Below are 20,118 nucleotides of genomic sequence, written 5' to 3' on the forward strand. Positions count from 1 at the left end.
GCCATGATAACGCTCACTTTCCTCACAACCTGATTCCCTGGAGGCTCCAGCATTGGACGTCGGTGAACGACTGCAATCCATTCGTAAACTCAAAGGCCTTTCCCAGCGTGAGCTCGCCAAGCGTGCGGGCGTCACCAACAGCACTATTTCAATGATCGAGAAGAACAGCGTCAGCCCCTCGATCAGCTCGCTGCGTAAGGTCCTTGGCGGGATTCCCATGTCCATGGTCGAGTTTTTCTCCGAAGAAATCCTTCAGGAGAAACCGACTCAGATCGTTTATAAAGCCAACGAACTGATCGACATCTCCGACGGCGCCGTGACCATGAAGCTGGTGGGCAGGGCACACCCAAGCCGGGCGATCGCCTTCCTCAACGAAATCTATCCGCCTGGCGCCGACACCGGTGAAGAAATGCTCACCCATGAGGGCGAGGAAACCGGGATCCTGGTGGAGGGGCGGCTGGAACTGGTGGTTGGTGTCGAAACCTTCGTGCTTGAAGCGGGCGACAGCTACTATTTCGAAAGCACCAAGCCCCACCGTTTTCGTAATCCGTTCGACGTGCCGGCGCGACTGATCAGCGCAGCCACGCCGGCCAATTTCTAGAAAAAGCGGCGCCGGCCCCTGCGGCAAAGGCGCCCAGGGAAGTAACCGTCATTGCAAACAAGACCCTTGCGACTTTGGGGTTGTTTCAGTGTGACGGCCTTACCGCTATACTTGCGCCCGCCTGCAAACCGTGGCCGCAGGCGTGACTAGCCACCATTGAGGGTGTACGCGTGAACCTAATTATGAAAATGCTGGCTGCACCAGCAACCGTATTGGCCCTATGGGCAGTCAGTGCCCAAGCGGCGACCACCGACGAAATCGCCAAGCGCCTCGAACCGGTTGGCCAGGTCTGCGTTCAGGGCAAGGAATGCAAGGGTATGGAAGTTGTCGCTACCGCTGGTGGCGGTGGCAAGAAAGAACCGAAAGACGTGATTGCAAAGCATTGCAACGCTTGCCACGGTACAGGCTTGCTGGGCGCGCCGAAAATCGGTGACAAGGCGGCCTGGAAAGAGCGCGCCGATCACCAGGGCGGCCTCGACGGTATCCTGGCCAAGGCCATTACCGGCGTCAATGCCATGCCGCCTAAGGGCACCTGCGCCGATTGCTCGGATGACGACCTCAAGGGCGCCATCAAAGAGATGTCCGGCCTGTAATACGCCGATATCTTGCGCAAAAAAGCCGCTTACGAGCGGCTTTTTTGTGCCCCGGGGTTTTCCAGGGCTGTTCATCGCAACCAAGACCCGGCAAGCTCGGTCCAACCCACATTCATGGAGTGTCCAGGAGGGTCCGATGGTGCAGTTGTGTTCAATCGAACAGGCGGTGGATGACGTGCTCGAGCGCCTGCCCGCGCATATTCATCTCGGCATGCCCCTGGGGCTAGGCAAACCCAACCTGTTCGCCAACGCGCTGTACCGGCGCATTGCACAACTGCCCGAGCGGCAGTTGACCATCTACACGGCCCTGAGCCTGGGCCGACCGAAATTGGGCGATGGTCTGCAGAAGCGCTTCCTCGAGCCCTTTGTCGAACGGGTCTTCGGCGACTATCCCGAACTGGATTACCTGGCCGACCTGCATCAGGACAGCCTCCCACCCAACATACGAGTCGAGCAGTTCTTCATGCAGCCGGGCAGCCTGCTGCACAGCGCCTCGGCCCAGCAGAGCTACGTCAGCAGCAACTACAGCCATGCTGCCCGGGACATCAACGCTGCCGGCTTGAACCTGGTGGCGCAGTTGGTGGCGAGCGATCCTGAGCATCCGGATCGCCTGAGCCTGAGCTGCAATCCGGACATCACCCTCGACCTGCTGCCGATGATCGCCAAGCGGCGGGCGGCCGGGGAGACCATCCTCCTGGTCGGCCAGGTGCACAACGATTTGCCCTACATGCCGGGCGACGCGGAAGTCGGCATCGACGCCTTCGACCTGTTGATCGACGAGAAGGACAGCCACACGTTGTTTTCCACGCCGAACATGCCGGTGGGCTTCCAGGACCATCTGATCGGCCTGCACGCCAGTACCCTGGTGCGCGACGGCGGGACGCTGCAGATCGGCATCGGCGCCATGGGCGATGCATTGACGGCGGCGCTGTTGGCGCGCCAGGCCGATAACGCCGGTTACCAGGCGTTGCTGGCGGACCTGAACCTTAGCCAGTGGGCGCAACTGATCGAGCGCGAGGGTGGGGTCGAGCCGTTTGCCAAAGGGCTTTATGGCTGCAGTGAAATGTTCGTCAACGGTTTGCTGGTGCTGGCCGAGGCCGGAATCGTCCGGCGCAAGGTCTATCCCGATGTTCCGACCCAGGAACGGGCCAACGCCGGCACCCTCGATGAGGCGGCGCAACCTGACGGCATTTGCATACACGGCGGATTTTTCCTCGGGCCGCGCAGTTTTTATGAGCGCCTGCGCGAGTTGCCGAAAAGCCGTCTGCTCGAATTCAACATGACGCGCATCAGTTACATCAACGAGCTGTTCGGCCAGGAACAGCTCAAGCGCCTGCAGCGCCTCGACGCCCGCTTCATCAACACGGTCTTCATCATGACCCTGATGGGTGCCGGGGTGGCCGATCAGCTGGAGGACGGGCGGGTACTCAGCGGCGTGGGCGGGCAGTACAACTTCGTTGCCCAGGGCCATGCGCTGGAGGGTGGGCGTTCGATCCTGCTGCTGCGCAGTTGGCGTGAGGCCGGGGGCGAGATCAGCTCGAATATCGTCTGGGACTACGGACATTGCACGATTCCCCGGCACTTGCGCGACATCGTGGTGACCGAATACGGCATCGCCGACCTGCGCGGCAAGACCGACGCCGCGGTGATCGAGGCGTTGCTGAACATCAGCGACTCACGCTTCCAGCCGGGGCTGATCGAGCAGGCGCAAAAAGCCGGTAAGTTGCCGAAGGATTTTCGTCTCGATCCGCGATTCGCCGACAACACTTCGGAGCGTTTGCAGGCGATCCAGGCGCGGCATCCAAACCTGTTTCCAGAGTATCCGCTGGGCTGCGATTTTGACGACGTAGAGCGAGACCTGTTGCGGGCGCTGAACTGGCTCAAGAGCAAGTTCAAGCTCACCGAGATCCTGGAGCTGGGCAAGGCCGCCCTCGATGCGCCGGAGCCCTGGGAGTTTGCCGGGCATTTGGGGCGGATGCAGCTGACCAGCCCCGAAGGGCTGAAGGAGGAGTTGTTCCAGCGGTTGTTGCTGGCGGGGCTCAAGGCTACTGCGCCTTAGCGACCCACCTAAGACCCTTGTGGGAGCGAGCTTGCTCCCACAGGAGGCACAGGGTTATTCGATGAAGGTCACAACCCCACCGGCCAACGACTTCACCCGCGCCAACGATTCAACCCGATAGCCCTGGGCATCCAATTCCGCACGGCCGCCCTGGAACGACTTCTCGATCACGATCCCCAGCCCGGCGACGGTCGCGCCAGCCTGCTTGATGATGGAGATCAGCGCCTGGGACGCTTTGCCGTTGGCCAGGAAGTCATCAATGATCAGTACCCGGTCGCTGCTCGTCAGGTGACGTGGGCTGATGGCGACGGTGCTTTCGGTTTTCTTGGTGAACGAATACACGGTGGCCGACAGCAGGTTTTCCGTCAGGGTCAGGGACTGTTGCTTGCGGGCGAAGATCACCGGTACGCCCAGGTTCAGCCCGGTCATGATCGCCGGGGCAATGCCCGAGGCTTCGATGGTGACGATCTTGGTGATGCCCGAGTCCTTGAACAACGCGGCAAATTCGTCGCCGATCAGCTTCATCAACTGTGGGTCGATCTGATGGTTCAGGAACGCGTCGACTTTCAGGACCTGATCGGAAAGCACGATGCCTTGTTCACGAATTTTCTGCTGCAGGGCTTCCATGAAGCCTCCTCTGATGACGCCTTGAGCGCCTGAAGTCGTTGAAAAAAGTAGTCGATTCTAGCGCTTTAGCATCGCGCGTATATCCGCCAGGGCGCTGTTGCCGCGAACGACTTTGACTTCCGTCGGCGTGTCGTCGTTGCCTTCCCAGGCCAGGTCGTCCGGCGGCAGCTCATCGAGAAAGCGGCTGGGGGCGCAGTCGATCACTTCGCCGTATTGCTTGCGCTTGGCGGCAAAGGTGAAGGCCAGCGTCTGGCGGGCCCGGGTAATCCCGACATAGGCCAGGCGCCGTTCTTCCTCGATGGTGTCGGCCTCGATGCTGGAGCGGTGCGGCAGGATTTCTTCTTCCATGCCCATGATGAACACGTAAGGAAATTCCAAGCCCTTGGAGGCGTGCAGCGTCATCATCTGCACACCTTCGGCGCCGTCTTCCTCTTCCTGCTGGCGTTCCAGCATGTCCCGCAGCACGAGTTTGCCGATGGCGTCCTCGACGGTCATGTCGCCGTCTTCGTCTTTTTCCAAGGTGTTCTTCAACGCCTCGATCAGGAACCAGACGTTGCTCATGCGGTAGTCGGCAGCCTTGTCGCTGGAGCTGTTGGTACGCAGCCAGTTTTCGTAGTCGATGTCCATGACCATGCTGCGCAGTGCTGAAATCGGATCTTCCCCGGCGCACTGTTCGCGAACCTTGTCCATGAAGCGCTTGAAGCGCGCCAGGCGGTCGGTGAAGCGGCTGTCCAGATGCTCGCCCAGGCCGATTTCGTCCGTGGCGGCGTACATCGAGATCTTGCGCTCGGTGGCGTAGTTACCGAGTTTTTCCAAGGTGGTCGAACCGATTTCCCGGCGCGGCACGTTGATCACCCGCAGGAAGGCGTTGTCGTCGTCCGGGTTCACGATCAGGCGGAAGTAGGCCATCAAGTCCTTTACTTCCTGGCGTCCGAAAAAGCTGTTGCCCCCCGACAGGCGATAAGGAATCTGGTGGTGCTGCAGTTTCAGCTCGATCAGCTTGGCCTGGTAGTTGCCGCGGTACAGGATCGCGAAGTCGCTGTACGGCCGGTCGGTGCGCAGGTGCAGGCTGAGGATTTCCATGGCCACGCGCTCGGCTTCGGCGTCTTCGTTGCGGCAACGGATCACACGGATCTCGTCGCCGTGGCCCATCTCGCTCCACAGTTGTTTTTCGAACTCGTGGGGGTTGTTGGAAATCAGCACGTTGGCACAGCGCAGGATGCGGCTGGTGGAGCGGTAGTTCTGCTCCAGCATCACCACTTTGAGCGACGGATAGTCATCCTTGAGCAGCATCAGGTTTTCCGGCCGCGCGCCGCGCCAGGCATAGATCGACTGGTCGTCGTCGCCCACCACGGTGAACTGGTTGCGTTTGCCGATCAGCAGCTTCACCAGCAGATATTGGCTGGCGTTGGTGTCCTGGTACTCGTCCACCAGCAGGTAGCGGACCTTGTTCTGCCATTTTTCGAGGATGTCGGCGTGGTCCTGGAACAGCTTGACCGGCAACAGGATCAGGTCGTCGAAGTCCACCGCGTTGAACGCCTTGAGGGTGCGCTGGTAGTGGGTGTAGACGATGGCGGCGGTCTGTTCCTTGGGATTACGGGCGTTTTCCAGGGCTTGTGGCGGCAGGATCAGGTCGTTTTTCCACGAGCCGATCATGTTCTTGATTTCGTCCACGCCGTCGTCGCCCGAGTATTCCTTCTGCATGATGTCGGTCATCAGGGCCTTGACGTCGGTCTCGTCGAAAATCGAGAAGCCCGGCTTGTAGCCCAGCCGCGCGTGTTCCTTGCGGATGATGTTCAGGCCCAGGTTGTGGAACGTGCAGACCGTCAGGCCACGGCCTTCGCCGGCGCGCAGCAGGCCGCCGACCCGTTCCTTCATTTCCCGGGCGGCCTTGTTGGTGAAGGTCATGGCGACGATGTACTGGGCGCGGATGCCACAGTTCTGGATCAGGTGCGCGATCTTGCGGGTGATTACGCTGGTCTTGCCGGAGCCTGCACCGGCGAGCACCAAAAGAGGGCCGCCGACATAGTTCACGGCTTCTTGCTGCCGGGGATTGAGTCGGGACATGACAGAGTCAGGGAGTCGTTTGCGAAATGGGCCGGCATTTTAACAGGCTCAGCGAATTGTGCTGCTCTGTCCGACTTGTGACGCATAGCGCATTGTCATTTGCCGCTTCTGCTACTTTCACGCAGGATGTGGGGCCAATTGCGTCCAGCGCAGGGTTTTGAGTGGAAAAAAACCACCAAAACCGCGTGTTTGAGAACCATTGGCATTGGTCATTGCCCATCGGCGCGTCATAATGCCCGGCGCCTACCACCTTGCAGAGTCTAGGGAGTCAGCTTGTCAACGCCTGTCGAACCCTTGCGTTTGCTGTTATTGGCCCAAGAGCCTGAGTGGTCAGCAATATTGCGCGAGTGCCTGGCGCCCTTGGGGCCCTCGGTCGTGTTGATCAGCGCCCCGAGCTGGGAATCGGTCAGCAGCCTGTTCGAAGATAATCGCAACGCGGTGTTGTTGACCGTTACGGCGTTGCAGCCGGCGCCGGGCCGTTGCAGCCTGCCGACGATCCTGTTGCTTGAGCATGAGCCGGCGGTTGCCCCCGACGGTGTCAGCGACTGGTTGGTGCGTGATGTCCTCGACAGCGCGACCCTGCGTCGTTGCCTGCGCCATGTGCGCGAACGCGGCGTGCTGGAAAACACCTTGCAGCGCCTCGCCGAACAGGACCCATTGACGGGCATCGCCAATCGCCAGGGTTTCCAGACGCTGCTGGCGGCGCGCCTGGCGGAAAACGACGGCCGCGGCCTGGCGCTCGGTCACCTGGACCTGGACAACTTTCGTCACGCCAACGACGCCCTCGGTCACCAGGCCGGTGACCGCTTGATCCTGCAAGTGGTGTCGCGGCTCAAGAGCTCGCTCGAGGCCGGCGATCAATTGGCGCGGTTGGGCAGTGATGAATTTGCCCTGCTGATCGACACCCGCCGCGCACCACAGCGGGCCGAGTGGATGGCCGAGCGTATTACCGAAGCCTTGGCCGAACCCTATTGGGTGGACGGTGAAAGCCTGCTGATCGGCTGCAGCCTGGGCGTTGCCCATGCTCGCGCCCAGGCCGGCGCCGATCCGCTGATGTGGCACGCCCACATCGCCATGCAGCAGGCCAAGAGCACCCAGGGCTGCACCTTTCATATCTTCAACGAGCGCATCAATCGCAACGCCCGCAGCCTCGCCGACCTGGAAAGCGAACTGCGCCGGGCACTGCGCCGTGACGAGTTGGAACTGCATTACCAGCCACGGCTGAACCTCGATGGCGGCCACATTGTCGGCCTCGAAGCGTTGGTACGCTGGCGTCACGGCGAACGTGGCTTGCTGCCACCGAGTGAGTTCGTGCCGCTGGCCGAACAGAGCGGCCTGATCGTGCCGCTGGGCTACTGGGTGATTTCCCGGGCGCTGCGGGACATGCAGGCCCTGCGCGAGCGTGGGCTGGCGCCGTTGCACATGGCGGTCAACCTGTCGTTCCGACAGTTCCAGGACAGCCAGTTGCTGCCGACCCTGAGCCGGCTGATTGCCGAGCGGGGTGTCGAGGCGCAATGGCTGGAGTTCGAACTCACCGAAACCGCCGTCATGCGCCGCAGCGAACTGGTCAAGCAGACCATGGATGCCCTGGGCCGCCTGGGGGTGCGCTTCTCCCTGGACGACTTCGGCACCGGCTTCTCCTCGTTCGTGCACCTCAACAGCCTGCCGATCGCCTTGCTCAAGATCGACAAGAGCTTCGTCGGTGGCATGGAGCAGCGCGAAGAGAACCGCAAACTGGTGCACGCGATGATCAACCTGGCGCACAACCTCAATCTGGAAGTGGTGGCCGAAGGGGTGGAAACCCAGGAACAACTGGACCTGCTACGCGGCTTCGGTTGCGACCAGGTGCAGGGTTTCCTGATCAGCAAGCCGTTGCCGTTGCCGGAGTTGGTTGAGTACTTGATGTTCGAGGGTGATCAGCAGTCGATGCTGGAAATCAGCTGACACAAACCCATGTGTGTGCGGGCTTGCTCGCTCCCACAAAGGGATGGATTTCACTTGGCCTGGATGGCCTCGAAACGCTGCCGTCCGGGCTCACTGCGAATCATCCGCTTCATCTTCCATTCAAACGCCGCTGTCAGGCTCACGGCCGCGCAGGCCAGCCCCAGGGCCAGGCCCCACCAGACGCCAGTCGGCCCCCAGTTCAGGTGGAACGCCATCCACCACGCCGCCGGCGCGCCGATCAGCCAATAGCAACCCAGGCCCACCAGGAAGGTGGTCTTGGCGTCCTTGAGCCCGCGAATGCAGCCCATGGCGATGGTTTGCGTGCCATCGAACAGCTCGAACCACGCCGCCACCGCCAGCAGGCTCACAGCCAGGTTGATCACATCGCGGAACGCCGGGTCGTCGTGGTCCAGGAACAAGCCGACCAATTGATGGGGCAGCAGCCAGAACACCATGGCGAACGCCAGCATGGCGGCCGCGCCAAAGCCAATCCCGACCCGACCGGCCAGGCGTGCCATCAGCAGTTGCCCGGCACCGTAGTGCTGGCCGATGCGCATGGTGATGGCGTAGGACATCCCGGCCGGCACCATGAACGCCACCGAGACGATTTGCAGCGCGATCTGGTGGGCTGCCAACGACGTGCTGCCCATGGTGCCCATGCACAGCGCGGCGAACGCAAACAGCCCGACCTCCACCGCGTAGGTGCCGCCAATCGGCAGGCCCAGGCGCCACAGTTCCTTGAGGTACTGGCGATTGGGCCGCGACAGGCCTTCGAGCAACGGATAGGCGCGGTAGGCCGGGTGCCGATGGATATGCCAGGCCAGCGCCAGGGCCATGCAGTTGGCAACGATGGCCGTGACCAGGCCGATCCCCATCAGGCCGAGTTTCGGCAGACCGAACATTCCGGTGATGAGCGCGTAGTTGAGCAGGAAGTTGGCCACGGTGCCGCCGAGGCTGATCACCATGACCGGTGTGGCCCGGCCAATGGCGCTGGTGAAACCGCGCAGGGCCATGAAGCTCAAGTAGCCGGGCAGGGCGAACGGCAGCGCCAGCAGGAACTGTCCGGCGGACAGCACGTTGGTTTCGGTCTGGCCGAACATCAGCAGCACTGGCTTGAGATTCCACAACAGCAACCCGGCCATCAGCGCCATCAGCCAGGCCAGCCATAACCCGGCCTGGGTCAACCGGGTGGCGCCTTCGACATCGCCTGCGCCCTGGCGGATCGCGACCAGCGTGCCCACCGCAGCGATCACGCCGATGCAGAAGATCGACACGAACGAATAGGTGGCCGCCCCAAGCCCACCGCCGGCCAAGGCTTCGGGGCTCAGGCGCGCCATCATCACGGTGTCGGTGAGCACCATCAGCATGTGCGCCAACTGCGAGGCAATCAACGGCCCCGCCAGCCGCAGGAGGGCCCAGAGTTCGGTACGCACCGGATGCCGCATGATCATCACGCTCCATGTTCAAACAAGGCAGTAAAGCAACGATTCTCGGCGCTCTCGGCGGATTGCACAAAGGGATAAAAAAGATCGCTGGCATGATTAAAACTCATGCTGGACGCGTTTCTGGTAGGGTTTGCAAACAACGCCATGGAGCTTTTGCGATGTCTCGTCGTCTTCCTCCTCTTTATGCGCTGCGGGCATTCGAAGCCGCAGCGCGCTACAGCTCGTTCACTCGCGCCGCTGAAGAGCTGTCGATCACCCAGAGCGCCGTCAGCCGGCACATTCGCACGCTGGAAGATCACTTTGCCTGTCGGCTGTTCCTGCGCAGCGGCCGTAACCTGCAATTGACCGAGGCCGCACGGTTACTGTTGCCGGGCGTACGTGAGGGTTTCATGGCGCTGGAGCGGGCTTGCCATACCTTGCATGGTGAGGATGGCATCCTGCGCATGAAGGCGCCTTCCACGCTGACCATGCGCTGGTTGTTGGCGCGCTTGAGTCGCTTCCGGCACTTGCAGCCCGGCAACGAGGTGCAACTGACCAGTGCCTGGATGGACGTCGACTCGGTGGACTTCAACGTCGAGCCCTTCGATTGCGCCGTACTACTGGGCAACGGGCATTTTCCGGCAGACTGGGAGGCCAGTTTGCTGTTTCCCGAGGAATTGATCCCGGTGGGCGCGCCGAACCTGTTGAACGACCAGCCCTGGGATGTGGCGCGGTTGGCCAGCGCTGAATTGCTGCACCCCACGCCGGATCGCCGGGACTGGCGCAATTGGCTGCAACGCATGGGGCTGTCCGACAAGGTCTCGCTCAAAGGGGGGCAGGTGTTCGATACCCTGGAGCTGGGCATGATCGCGGCAGCACGCGGCTATGGGGTCTCCATGGGCGATCTGCTGATGGTGGCTGAAGACGTCGCCCAGGGGCGCCTGAGCCTGCCATGGCCGACGGCTGTCGCCAGCGGTGAACACTATTACCTGGTCTGGCCGAAAACCCGGCCGGGAGGTGAACGTTTGCGCCGGCTCAGCGACTTCCTCCAAGGTGAGGTGAAGGCCATGCAATTACCTGATGTGCAGCGTCTGGGCTGAAACGTTGCAGTTGGCGTGCTAGCCACTTGATATTAATCCTTCCAAGCCGCTCAAGTATTTGGCTTTGCCGCCGAATCCGTGAAGATGGAACCTTCGTTCAGAAAGGCCAACTTACACCTCACCCCGAATAAAATGCCGAGCGTGCGAGCGTGATCAGGATGATCCGGTCTCTCGGCCAGGAGCCGTCATGTCTCAACCCCGTGCCCGGATCGCCTCACAGCTAGGCCTTGCCCTCGCTGTGATATTGGCGGTCGTGATCTCCGGCAGTACCGTCTTTGCCCTGCGTTCGCTGGACGCTGCCAACCTCGCCACCCGTGAAGAACACCTGGCCAGCGAAGCGCGCCTGATGGCCGATCAGCTCAATACGTTCCACGGTACCTTGCGCGAGAGTACCCAGCGCTTGGCCGGCCTGTTCGAAAAGCGCTTCAGCGCGGGCCTGAGCGTGCATCCAGACCAGCCGGTGACAGTGGCGGGCGTGCAAACCCCAGGCTTGAACTTGGGTAGCGAAGTGTTGAACAACAACTTCAAGGAAGTGGACGACTTCAAAGCGATGACAGCCGGGGTCGCCACGGTATTCGTGCGCAGCGGCGACGATTTCATCCGCGTCAGTACTTCCGTCAGCAAACAGGACGGTACGCGGGCCATCGGCACTGTGCTCGACCGCGCCGGTCCCGCCTACGGCCCGGTGATCAGCGGGCAGAGCTACATTGGTCGGGCCCTGCTTTTCGGGCGCTTCTACATGTCGCAGTACACGCCGGTACGCGACAGCAGCGGCAAGATCATTGCCGTGTTGTACGTAGGCTTCGACTACACCGATGCGCAGAACGCGCAGTTCGAGAACCTCAAGCGCTTCCGTATCGGCCAGACCGGTTCCCTGGCGCTGCTGGACGAACAAAACAAATGGCTGGTACCGCCGGCCGGCGTGCAGGCGCTGGACAACGCCACCGCAATCATCACGGGCCTGATCAAAAAGCCGGGCAAAGGCGCGTTCTGGACCGATACCGCCGAAGATTTCTACAGCGTTGCCGTACCGTTCGAAGGTGGGCCGTGGGCGGTGGTGGCGAGCATGCCCAAAACCGAGATTCGTGCCGTGACCTGGAGCGTCGGTACGCAACTGGCCATTGGCAGCCTGCTGGCGATGTTGTTGGCGGTCGGCTCGGCGATGTGGTTGCTGCGCAGCAAACTGGCGCCGCTGGGGGACCTGGTGCGCCAGGCCGAAGCCTTGGGCGCCGGTGACCTGAGCGTGCGCCTGAACGTGTCGAGCCATGATGAGATCGGGCAGTTGGCCCGTGCCTTCAACCAGATGAGCCAGGCCTTGTCGACCATGGTCGAGCACATCCGCAAGGCCTCCCAGGAGGTCAACAGCCGTGCCCAGGCGCTGTCCGGGTTGTCCAGCGGGGCGTATGAAGGCATGGAGCAGCAATCCGGCGAAATCACCAGCATGGCCGGCGCGGTGGAAGAGTTCAGTGCGACCTCATTGAACATTGCCGACAACATGGGCAACACCGAGCGCCTGGCCCAGGAAAACGCCCAGCAAACCCGCATTGGCCGAACCTCGATGGACGAAGCGTCGTCGTCCCTGGAGCAAATTGCCGGTGCGCTGAACAGCACGGCCACGGTCATCAATACCTTGGGCCAGCGTTCCCAGGAAATCGGCGGCATCGTGGGTGTGATCACCTCGATCGCCGAGCAGACCAACCTGCTGGCCTTGAACGCCGCCATCGAAGCCGCCCGCGCAGGCGAGCAGGGCCGTGGTTTCGCCGTGGTGGCCGATGAAGTCCGCAGCCTGGCTTCCCGTACTCGCCAGGCTACTGACGAAATTTCCAGCATGATCAATAGCATCCAGCAGGAAACCGGCAATGCCATCAGCACGATGGAGCAGGGCAACCTGTTGATGCAGGAAGGCCTGTCGCGCAACGCCAACGTGGCCACGGCCCTGGCCCGAATCGATGAGCAGAGCCGTTCGGCGGGCCAGCAGTTTGCGGCGATCACCACCGCCACCCAGGAACAAAGCAGCACTGCGACCCTGCTCAGCAGTAACCTGCAAAGCATCGCCATGGCCAACAGCGAACAGCGCGAAGTGGTCTCGAACCTGGCACTCACCGCCAAGGAACTGGAGAAACTGGCCCAGGACCTGCGCCAAGAGGTTGATCGGTTCCGCTGAAGCCTCCCGTCATGAGCAAGCTCACCCATATCCCTGTGGGAGCGAGCTTGCTCGCGATGACGGCTGTCCGGCCAACATCATCTCAATCTGACCCAGCGCCTTCGCGAGCAGGCTCGCTCCCACAAAAGCTGCCATCTGGTGGTCGTGCCTTTTTTAGGAATATTGCTGTTTTTAAGCTTGCTGAAACGTTTCTTCAAGTCTATAAAAACCGCACAACTCCAATAAAAGGTCGTGACCATGACTCCGCTCAAACTCCTCATCACCCTTGGCGCCTTGGGCGCTGCCTCCCATGCGATGGCTTGGGACTACGTCCTGCTGGATACGGATAAAGCCGCTCAACCCTGGCAAATCACCAGCCAGCAACTCGGTGTGAAAACCGGCAAGCCCTTTTCCGTGACGATGCGCACCCTGCACGGCGGCCGGCAGGAAGGCGTCAGCATCGTCGACATCGACAATGGCACCCTGAAGCTTTCAGTCGTCCCGACCCGTGGCATGAACGTGCTGCAGGCTTCGGTCGGGAATGTGCGCATGGGTTGGGATTCGCCCGTCAAGGAAGTGGTCAACCCGGCGTTCATCGAACTCAACGGTCGAGGCGGGCTGGGCTGGCTCGAAGGATTCAACGAGTTGGTCACCCGTTGCGGCTACGAGTGGGTCGGCCATCCCGGCATGGACAATGGTGAGCTGCTGACCCTGCATGGTCGCGCCGCTAATATTCCTGCCAACAAAGTCACGTTGCACATTGATGAAAAACCGCCTTACGCCATCACCCTGCGGGGCGAGTTGAAGGAGCAGGCGTTCAAGAAGGTCGACTTTTCGGTACAGACCGAACTGGTCACCGAACCCGGCAGCGTGACGTTCGCGCTCAGCGACACACTGACCAACAACGGCGATTACCCGAAGGAATACCAAGCGCTCTACCACAGCAATTTCAGCACGCCTTTCCTGGAGCAGGGCGCTCGTTTCGCGGCACCGGTCAAGCAGGTCTCGCCGTTCAACGACAAGGCCAAGGGCGATTTGCCGGATTGGCAAACCTACCGAGCCCCGACCAAGGATTATGACGAAACCGTCTATAACGTCGTGCCCTACGCTGACGCCAAGGGCGACACCCTCACCGTGCTGCACAACAAGGCCGGCAGCCTCGGTGTGTCGGTAGGCTTCAACACCGGTACGCTGCCCGTGTTCTCCCTGTGGAAAAATACCGATACCCAAGGCCAGGGCTACGTGACCGGGTTGGAACCGGGCACCAGTTTTTCCTATAACCGCCGGTATCAGCGGCCACTGGGCCTGGTGCCCACGATCGGGCCGAAAGAGCACAAGCAGTTCCAGATCCACTACAGCCTGTTGGCGGACAAGGGCGCTGTGGATAAGGCGCTCAAGCGCATCGATGCGATCCAGAACGGTCAAAAGACCGAAGTGCGCGATACGCCGCTGGTGGACCTGACCAAGCCGTGATCAGGGTGTAGCAGGCCGATACTGCAACGCTTCGGCCAGATGCTCGCGGCGGATGCTTGCCGCTTGTTCCAGGTCGGCCAATGTCCGGGCGACCTTGAGCAGGCGGTGGGCGGCACGCAGCGACAAGGTCAGCCGCTCGCAGGCGGTTTCCAGCCAGGTTTCGTCGGCTGTGGATAACTTGCAATGCCGACGCAGGCCCGGCAGATCCAGGAAGGCATTGGCGCAGCCCTGGCGTCGTTGTTGGCGTTCCCGGGCCTCGGCCACTCGTTCGGCGACAGTGGCCGTGTCCTCGCCCGTTGTGCTCTTCGGGTTAAGTGCGGTGGCTTCCCGGGCCACGGTCAAGTGCAGGTCGATACGGTCCAGCAACGGACCGGACAACTTGTTGCGGTAGCGCTGCACCATGTCCGGTGTGCAGGAGCAACGACCGCTGGGTTCGCCAAGATATCCACAGGGGCAGGGGTTCATCGCCGCCACCAGTTGGAAGCGTGCCGGGAACCGTACTCGATCACGGGCGCGGGACACCACGATGTGCCCTGACTCCAGCGGTTCTCTCAAGACTTCCAGCACCTTGCGGTCGAACTCCGGCAGCTCGTCGAGAAACAGCACGCCATGGTGGGCGAGGGTTATTTCCCCGGGTTGCGGTTTCGAGCCGCCACCCACCAGTGCTGGGCCGGAAGCCGAGTGATGGGGCTGGCGAAACGGCCGCTGCGGCCAATGGCTCAGCGGCACGCAACTGGCAACCGACTGAATCGCCGCCACCTCAAGGGCCTCGCTCTCGGCCAGGGGCGGCAGCAGCCCAGGCAGACGGCTCGCCAGCAAGGTCTTGCCAGTGCCTGGTGGTCCGCTGAACAACAGGTTATGGGCCCCCGCGGCAGCGATCAGCAGGGCACGCTTGGCCCCGGCCTGGCCTTGTACTTCATTCAGGTCGGGGTAGGGCTTGCTGGCCGAGAGCAGCCCATTGGAAACGAAAGGCTCGACCGGTGTGTGCCCATTGAAGTGGGCCACTGCTTCGAGCAGATGATCCACGGCGATCACCTTCAGGCCCGACGCGAGGCAGGCTTCCTCGGCGTTGGCCCGTGGCACCACCAGCATGCGTCCGGCCTTGCGAGCCGCCAGCGCCGCTGGCAGTACCCCGCGCACCGGGCGCACCGCGCCGGACAAGGCCAACTCACCGAGACACTCGACGTCGTCCAGCGTCAGGGTTGGCACCTGCACACTGGCCGACAGGATGCCCAGGGCAATCGCCAGGTCGAACCGCCCGCCGTCCTTGGGCAGATCCGCCGGCGCCAGGTTCAGGGTGATGCGCCGCGCTGGGAAGCTCAGGCCCGAATTGATGATCGCGCTGCGCACCCGGTCCTTGCTTTCCTTCACCGCCGCCTCCGGCAGGCCAACCATCGTCAGTGACGGCAAGCCATTGGCCAGGTGGACTTCAACGGTAACGGCAGGCGCCTCGACCCCTACTTGGGCGCGGCTGTGGACGATGGCAAGCGACATGAATCATTCCTTGAGTGAATAGGGCGCCGCGTCCTGCGGCTCTGGAAGGTTAGTCGTGGGGATGAGCTTGGGCGCGGCAATTGAAGGGGGAAAATTTGGCAGGATGTTTCGACAGCGAGTGACGGCCGAGGGCGACAAGCGAGGTGCGGTAGCGCATATCACCGTCTCGCCTGTCCACGCAAAATGCCCGGGAAGGGCCCTCTGCTAGACTCCGATTTGCCCAGTCGGCACTTGGCGGTATCAACGGCACAACGAGGAAGTGGCCATGAACGATTTGCTGGCTCTGTTAACCGACAAGCGCTTCATGCCCCACGGGCATTGCTACATGTGGCGTCCGGATCTGCTGTGGACGAATGTGATCGCCGATAGCTTGATCGCCCTGTCCTACGTCACCATCCCCTTCACGCTCCTGTACTTTATCCACAAGCGCAAGGACGTGCCGTTCGACTGGATGCTCGCGGCCTTTGGCGTGTTCATCCTGGCCTGCGGGACCAGCCATGTGATGGAGATCCTGACCATCTGGCAGCCTTATTACTGGTTGATGGCGCTGGTCAAGGTCATCACTGCGATTGCCTCGGTGATTACCGCCATCCTGCTGGTCCGGCTGGTACCGGCGGCCCTGAAGATCCCCAGCCCGCAGCAATTGGCCAAGGTCAACGACGAGTTGCGCGAGGCCCAGGCCGAACTGGTCACCACCGCCCGCCGCGCCGGCATGGCGGAGATCGCCACCAATGTGCTGCACAACGTTGGCAATGTGCTCAACAGCGTCAATGTGTCAGCCCAGGTCCTGTACGAGAAGGTGCACACCTCCAAGGGGCCAGGGGTGGCCAAGGTTGCCCAGCTGATGAAGGAGCATCCCGATGACCTCGGTGACTTCATCAGCAGCGACCCGAAAGGTCGCGCGCTACCGGACTATCTCGACAAGCTGGCCGACGCGCTGGCCGTCGAGCAGCAGGGCATGATCGCCGAGTTGGCGCAGTTGACCCGCCGCATCGACCACATCAAGGAAATCGTCGCCACCCAGCAATCCTACGCCGGCAACGCCAGCGTGCTGGAGCCGGGCTCGTTGCGTGAGCTGGTCGAGGATGTCGTGCGCATTTGCGATGTGTCCCTGGCCCGCCACCACATCACGCTGATCAAGGAGTTCAGCGATATACCGCAAATGCCACTGGACAAGCACCGCGTGCTGCAGATCCTGGTGAATCTGATCAACAACGCCAAGCAGGCGCTGGACGCCGGTGTGAACCGGCCACCGCAGATCATCCTGCGCCTGAAGGTCGTTGACGATAGGCGCGTGTGGGTCGAGGTCCAGGACAATGGCGAGGGGATTGCGCAGGATAATCTTGCGCGGGTGTTCGAGCACGGCTTCACCACGCGTGTCGACGGTCACGGCTTTGGTTTGCACAGCTGCATTCTGGCGGCGCACGAGATGGGCGGCGATCTGACGGCGCAGAGCGCGGGGCCGGGCCAGGGCGCGCTCTTTATCCTGGAGCTGCCGCTGGCACTGACCCCGGAGCCGTTTCAACACGCTGCGAGTGGTTGAGTGGCCCGCAGGGGCTGCTTATTCCTGGGCCGGAACCAGTCGCGCTTCCAGCTCTGCGACCTTGGCCTCCAGGCTTTCGAGCCGCGCTCGGGTCCGGGCCAGCACGACCATCTGGCTGTCGAATTCTTCCCGGCTTACCAGGTCCAGCTTGCTGAAGCCGCTTTGCAGCAGGGCTTTGAACTGGCTTTCGATTTCGCTTTTTGGCAGGGGGGTGTCACCACTCAAGAGGCGGGAGGCGTGGCCGCTCAGGGCGTCGAGGAGGTCTTTGGGCGCAAGCATGGCAGGTGTCCTGAAAACAATGGCGGGCAGTGTATCACGCAGTGTCTATAGTCAATTCGCAAGCCAGGGATGCACGCTTTTCGCGCATGGACCTGGGCATCGTTGCACTGTTGTTGTGCGTATCGCTGCGGTTCATGGCGCAACGCACGTCGAGCAGGTGGCCAAGAGACTGAAATCAGAGGGTTTGATGCAGATGGCAAGGTTTCTGCTTAGAGGCTGATGACCCATGCACTGATGCAGTCGCTGTGACGAATGCAGTGCAGCAGGCGAAACGGGGAGTTTCGTCAGGATCGGTTAACTGGCACCTGTCGGGCAACTTGGGCCGACGACGCGTTACAAAGCCAGGCACTGCGCTTAGACTTGAGTCGGGTTTGTTTTCCTGGGGCAAGTCCACCAATTCGGGAGAAAGTTTCATGAAGCTAGTCACTGCCATCATCAAGCCGTTCAAGTTGGACGACGTGCGCGAGTCGTTGTCCGAGATCGGCGTGCAGGGCATTACCGTTACTGAGGTCAAAGGCTTCGGTCGGCAGAAGGGTCACACCGAGCTGTATCGCGGCGCGGAGTACGTGGTCGATTTCCTGCCCAAGGTGAAGATCGATGTCGCCATTGACGACAAGGATCTGGACCGGGTGATCGAGGCAATCACCAAGGCCGCCAACACCGGCAAGATCGGTGACGGGAAGATCTTTGTGGTCAATCTGGAACAGGCTATCCGCATCCGTACCGGCGAAACCGATACCGACGCTATCTAAGCCGCCAAACCCAACGCCCCAGGAGAAAACAATATGACTCTGCGTAAATTCGCAGGGCTAGGAGCCCTGTTGTCCTTCGCAATGCCTGGCCTGGCCATGGCAGAAGAAGCGGCAGCCCCAGTCCTGAACTCCGGCGACACCGCCTGGATGCTCACGGCAACGATTCTTGTACTGTTCATGACCATTCCCGGCCTGGCGCTGTTCTACGGCGGCATGGTTCGGTCGAAAAACCTTCTTTCCGTGATGATGCAGTGCTTTGCCATTACCGGTCTGATCAGCATCCTGTGGGTCATCTACGGCTACAGCATTGCGTTCGACACCACCGGCATGGAGCAGGGCGTCGTCAACTTCAATTCCTTCATCGGCGGTTTCGGCAAAGCCTTCTTGGCGGGCGTCACACCCGCCAGCCTGACCGGCCCGGCGGCGCTGTTCCCTGAAGCGGTGTTCATCACCTTCCAGATGACCTTCGCCATCATCACCCCGGCCCTGATCGTCGGCGCATTTGCCGAGCGGATGAAGTTCTCCGCCATGCTGATCTTCATGGGCGTGTGGTTCACCCTGGTGTATGCACCGATTGCCCACATGGTCTGGTCCGGTAACGGCGGCCTGCTGTGGGACTGGGGCGTACTGGACTTCGCTGGCGGCACCGTAGTGCATATCAACGCCGGTATCGCAGGCCTGGTGGCGTGCCTGGTATTGGGCAAGCGCAAAGGCTTCCCGACCACGCCAATGGCACCGCACAACTTGGGTTACACCTTGATGGGCGCGGCCATGCTGTGGGTCGGCTGGTTCGGCTTCAACGCCGGTTCCGCTGTCGCCGCCAACGGCACTGCCGGCATGGCGATGCTGGTGACCCAGATCGCGACCGCTGCGGCGGCGCTGGGCTGGATGTTTGCCGAGTGGATCACCCACGGCAAGCCAAGCGCACTGGGCATCGCCTCGGGCGTTGTGGCAGGCCTGGTTGCCATCACTCCGGCTGCCGGCACCGTGGGCCCGATGGGCGCCCTGGTCATCGGCCTGGCAGCGGGCGTGGTGTGCTTCTTCTGCGCCACGACCCTCAAGCGCAAACTCGGCTACGACGATTCCCTGGACGCCTTCGGCGTACACGGCATCGGCGGTATCCTCGGCGCGATCCTGACCGGTGTGTTCGCAGCACCGGCCCTGGGTGGCTTCGGCACCGTGACCGATATCGGTGCGCAAGTGTGGATTCAATTCAAGGGTGTGGGTTTCACGGTGGTCTACACCGCGATCGTCACCTTCATCATCCTCAAGGTCCTGGACGCCGTCATGGGTCTGCGTGTCACCGAGGAAGAAGAAGCGGTGGGCCTGGACCTGGCCCAGCACAACGAACGTGGCTACAATCTGTAAGCACACGCACACGCAATAAAAAATGCCCGGTTCGCCGGGCATTTTTTTGCCTGGGATTTGTCATTGCTCAGAGGGCGCCCCGGTTTTTCCGACGCCTTTTGTTGTGGATGCGACATGGGTTTTTATACCGCTAAAGGCTTACACCGAAGCAAGAATATTAGGCCCTTTGTTTTTTCCCAGAGCGCGCTAGAATGCGCGCCGAACGTGCGGAGATCTGTATGTGGCAACAGACGCTGATAACCCTGCGGGCAAGGCCTCGGGGCTTTCATCTGGTGACGGACGAGTTGCTTGCCGGCCTGCCTGAACTCCAGGCGTGTCGTGTCGGTCTGTTGCATCTGTGGCTGCAGCATACCTCGGCTTCGTTGACCATCAACGAGAACGCCGATCCGGCGGTACGTCGAGACTTCGAACGATTTTTCAATCGGCTGATCCCACAAGGAGCCGCCGATTATGAGCACAACGACGAAGGCCTGGACGACCTCCCGGCGCACTTCAAGGCCAGTGTGCTCGGTTGTCAACTCAGTCTGCCGGTCACGGCAGGGCGGCTGGCATTGGGTACCTGGCAAGGTGTTTATCTGGGCGAGCACCGTGATCACGGCGGTGCTCGTAAAGTCCTCGCCACCTTGTACGGTGAAGGGGCATAACCGCTGA

At 61.6% G+C, this 20,118-nt stretch carries 16 protein-coding genes and 1 pseudogene; 12 read left to right on the forward strand and 5 right to left on the reverse strand.

All coding sequences use genetic code 11. From position 1 onward, the window contains the following. Positions 1 to 52: 52 nt before the first annotated feature. The 3 genes from BLU76_RS01620 to BLU76_RS01630 all read left to right on the forward strand — a co-directional run bounded on the left by BLU76_RS01620 (position 53) and on the right by BLU76_RS01630 (position 3,253). Complete coding sequence (locus tag BLU76_RS01620) at positions 53 to 601, forward strand: cupin domain-containing protein (RefSeq protein WP_003206841.1); 549 nt, start codon at positions 53 to 55, stop codon at positions 599 to 601. Between the two features lie 182 nt (positions 602 to 783). Continuing rightward, positions 784 to 1,194, forward strand: a complete 411-nt coding sequence (locus tag BLU76_RS01625; protein ID WP_092221271.1) for a c-type cytochrome — start codon at positions 784 to 786, stop codon at positions 1,192 to 1,194. Positions 1,195 to 1,330: 136 nt separating this feature from the next. Continuing rightward, positions 1,331 to 3,253, forward strand: a complete 1,923-nt coding sequence (locus BLU76_RS01630; protein ID WP_092221273.1) for an acetyl-CoA hydrolase/transferase C-terminal domain-containing protein — start codon at positions 1,331 to 1,333, stop codon at positions 3,251 to 3,253. Between the two features lie 54 nt (positions 3,254 to 3,307). Here BLU76_RS01630 and BLU76_RS01635 read toward each other — a convergent pair whose 3' ends face one another. Together BLU76_RS01635 and rep are read right to left on the reverse strand one after the other, a co-directional pair. Beyond that, positions 3,308 to 3,880, reverse strand: coding sequence for a xanthine phosphoribosyltransferase (locus tag BLU76_RS01635; RefSeq protein ID WP_092148267.1), 573 nt, complete (start codon positions 3,878 to 3,880; stop codon positions 3,308 to 3,310). Positions 3,881 to 3,937: 57 nt separating this feature from the next. Beyond that, a complete protein-coding gene (gene rep / locus BLU76_RS01640; protein ID WP_092148264.1) occupies positions 3,938 to 5,947 on the reverse strand; it encodes a DNA helicase Rep in 2,010 nt (669 codons plus the stop codon). A 273-nt stretch (positions 5,948 to 6,220) separates the two neighbouring features. On the opposite strand from rep, the gene BLU76_RS01645 reads away from it, so the two are divergent. Continuing rightward, positions 6,221 to 7,891 (forward strand): putative bifunctional diguanylate cyclase/phosphodiesterase, encoded by a 1,671-nt coding sequence (locus BLU76_RS01645; RefSeq protein ID WP_092221275.1) that lies wholly within the window; start codon positions 6,221 to 6,223, stop codon positions 7,889 to 7,891. A 50-nt stretch (positions 7,892 to 7,941) separates the two neighbouring features. On the opposite strand, the gene BLU76_RS01650 is transcribed toward BLU76_RS01645, so the two are convergent. After that, complete coding sequence (locus BLU76_RS01650; RefSeq protein WP_063325198.1) at positions 7,942 to 9,336, reverse strand: NorM family multidrug efflux MATE transporter; 1,395 nt, start codon at positions 9,334 to 9,336, stop codon at positions 7,942 to 7,944. Between the two features lie 158 nt (positions 9,337 to 9,494). Here BLU76_RS01650 and BLU76_RS01655 point away from each other — a divergent pair, with 158 nt between their 5' ends. From BLU76_RS01655 to BLU76_RS01665, 4 genes and pseudogenes are all read left to right on the forward strand, one after another. Beyond that, positions 9,495 to 10,415, forward strand: a complete 921-nt coding sequence (locus tag BLU76_RS01655; protein WP_063323822.1) for a LysR substrate-binding domain-containing protein — start codon at positions 9,495 to 9,497, stop codon at positions 10,413 to 10,415. A 346-nt stretch (positions 10,416 to 10,761) separates the two neighbouring features. Then, positions 10,762 to 11,676 (forward strand): annotated as a pseudogene (locus BLU76_RS32110) (Cache 3/Cache 2 fusion domain-containing protein); the annotation flags it as partial. 180 nt (positions 11,677 to 11,856) lie between these two features. Continuing rightward, complete coding sequence (locus BLU76_RS32115) at positions 11,857 to 12,579, forward strand: methyl-accepting chemotaxis protein (RefSeq protein ID WP_371856170.1); 723 nt, start codon at positions 11,857 to 11,859, stop codon at positions 12,577 to 12,579. A 237-nt stretch (positions 12,580 to 12,816) separates the two neighbouring features. Continuing rightward, entirely contained in the window at positions 12,817 to 14,031 is a 1,215-nt protein-coding gene (locus BLU76_RS01665; protein WP_092221277.1) for an aldose 1-epimerase family protein, read from the forward strand. Here the strand turns inward: BLU76_RS01665 and BLU76_RS01670 are convergent, their stop codons facing one another. Next, positions 14,032 to 15,525, reverse strand: a complete 1,494-nt coding sequence (locus BLU76_RS01670; RefSeq protein WP_092221279.1) for a YifB family Mg chelatase-like AAA ATPase — start codon at positions 15,523 to 15,525, stop codon at positions 14,032 to 14,034. A 265-nt stretch (positions 15,526 to 15,790) separates the two neighbouring features. On the opposite strand from BLU76_RS01670, the gene BLU76_RS01675 reads away from it, so the two are divergent. Next, positions 15,791 to 17,068 (forward strand): sensor histidine kinase, encoded by a 1,278-nt coding sequence (locus tag BLU76_RS01675; protein WP_092148252.1) that lies wholly within the window; start codon positions 15,791 to 15,793, stop codon positions 17,066 to 17,068. An 18-nt stretch (positions 17,069 to 17,086) separates the two neighbouring features. On the opposite strand, the gene BLU76_RS01680 is transcribed toward BLU76_RS01675, so the two are convergent. Continuing rightward, positions 17,087 to 17,347 carry an accessory factor UbiK family protein gene (locus tag BLU76_RS01680; RefSeq protein WP_063323829.1) on the reverse strand — a complete coding sequence of 87 codons (261 nt, stop codon included), beginning with the start codon at positions 17,345 to 17,347 and terminating at the stop codon, positions 17,087 to 17,089. A 413-nt stretch (positions 17,348 to 17,760) separates the two neighbouring features. On the opposite strand from BLU76_RS01680, the gene glnK reads away from it, so the two are divergent. From glnK to BLU76_RS01695, 3 genes are all read left to right on the forward strand, one after another. Next, complete coding sequence (gene glnK, locus BLU76_RS01685; RefSeq protein WP_002555808.1) at positions 17,761 to 18,099, forward strand: P-II family nitrogen regulator; 339 nt, start codon at positions 17,761 to 17,763, stop codon at positions 18,097 to 18,099. A gap of 33 nt (positions 18,100 to 18,132) precedes the next feature. After that, positions 18,133 to 19,467, forward strand: coding sequence for an ammonium transporter (locus BLU76_RS01690; RefSeq protein ID WP_063323830.1), 1,335 nt, complete (start codon positions 18,133 to 18,135; stop codon positions 19,465 to 19,467). Positions 19,468 to 19,685: 218 nt separating this feature from the next. Continuing rightward, positions 19,686 to 20,111: a secondary thiamine-phosphate synthase enzyme YjbQ gene (locus BLU76_RS01695; RefSeq protein WP_092148355.1), complete on the forward strand. Its 426-nt coding sequence runs from the start codon at positions 19,686 to 19,688 to the stop codon at positions 20,109 to 20,111. Positions 20,112 to 20,118 lie beyond the last annotated feature (7 nt).

It is taken from the genome of Pseudomonas sp. NFACC08-1, assembly GCF_900106735.1.
Taxonomy (GTDB): Bacteria; Pseudomonadota; Gammaproteobacteria; order Pseudomonadales; family Pseudomonadaceae; genus Aquipseudomonas; species Aquipseudomonas fluorescens_Q.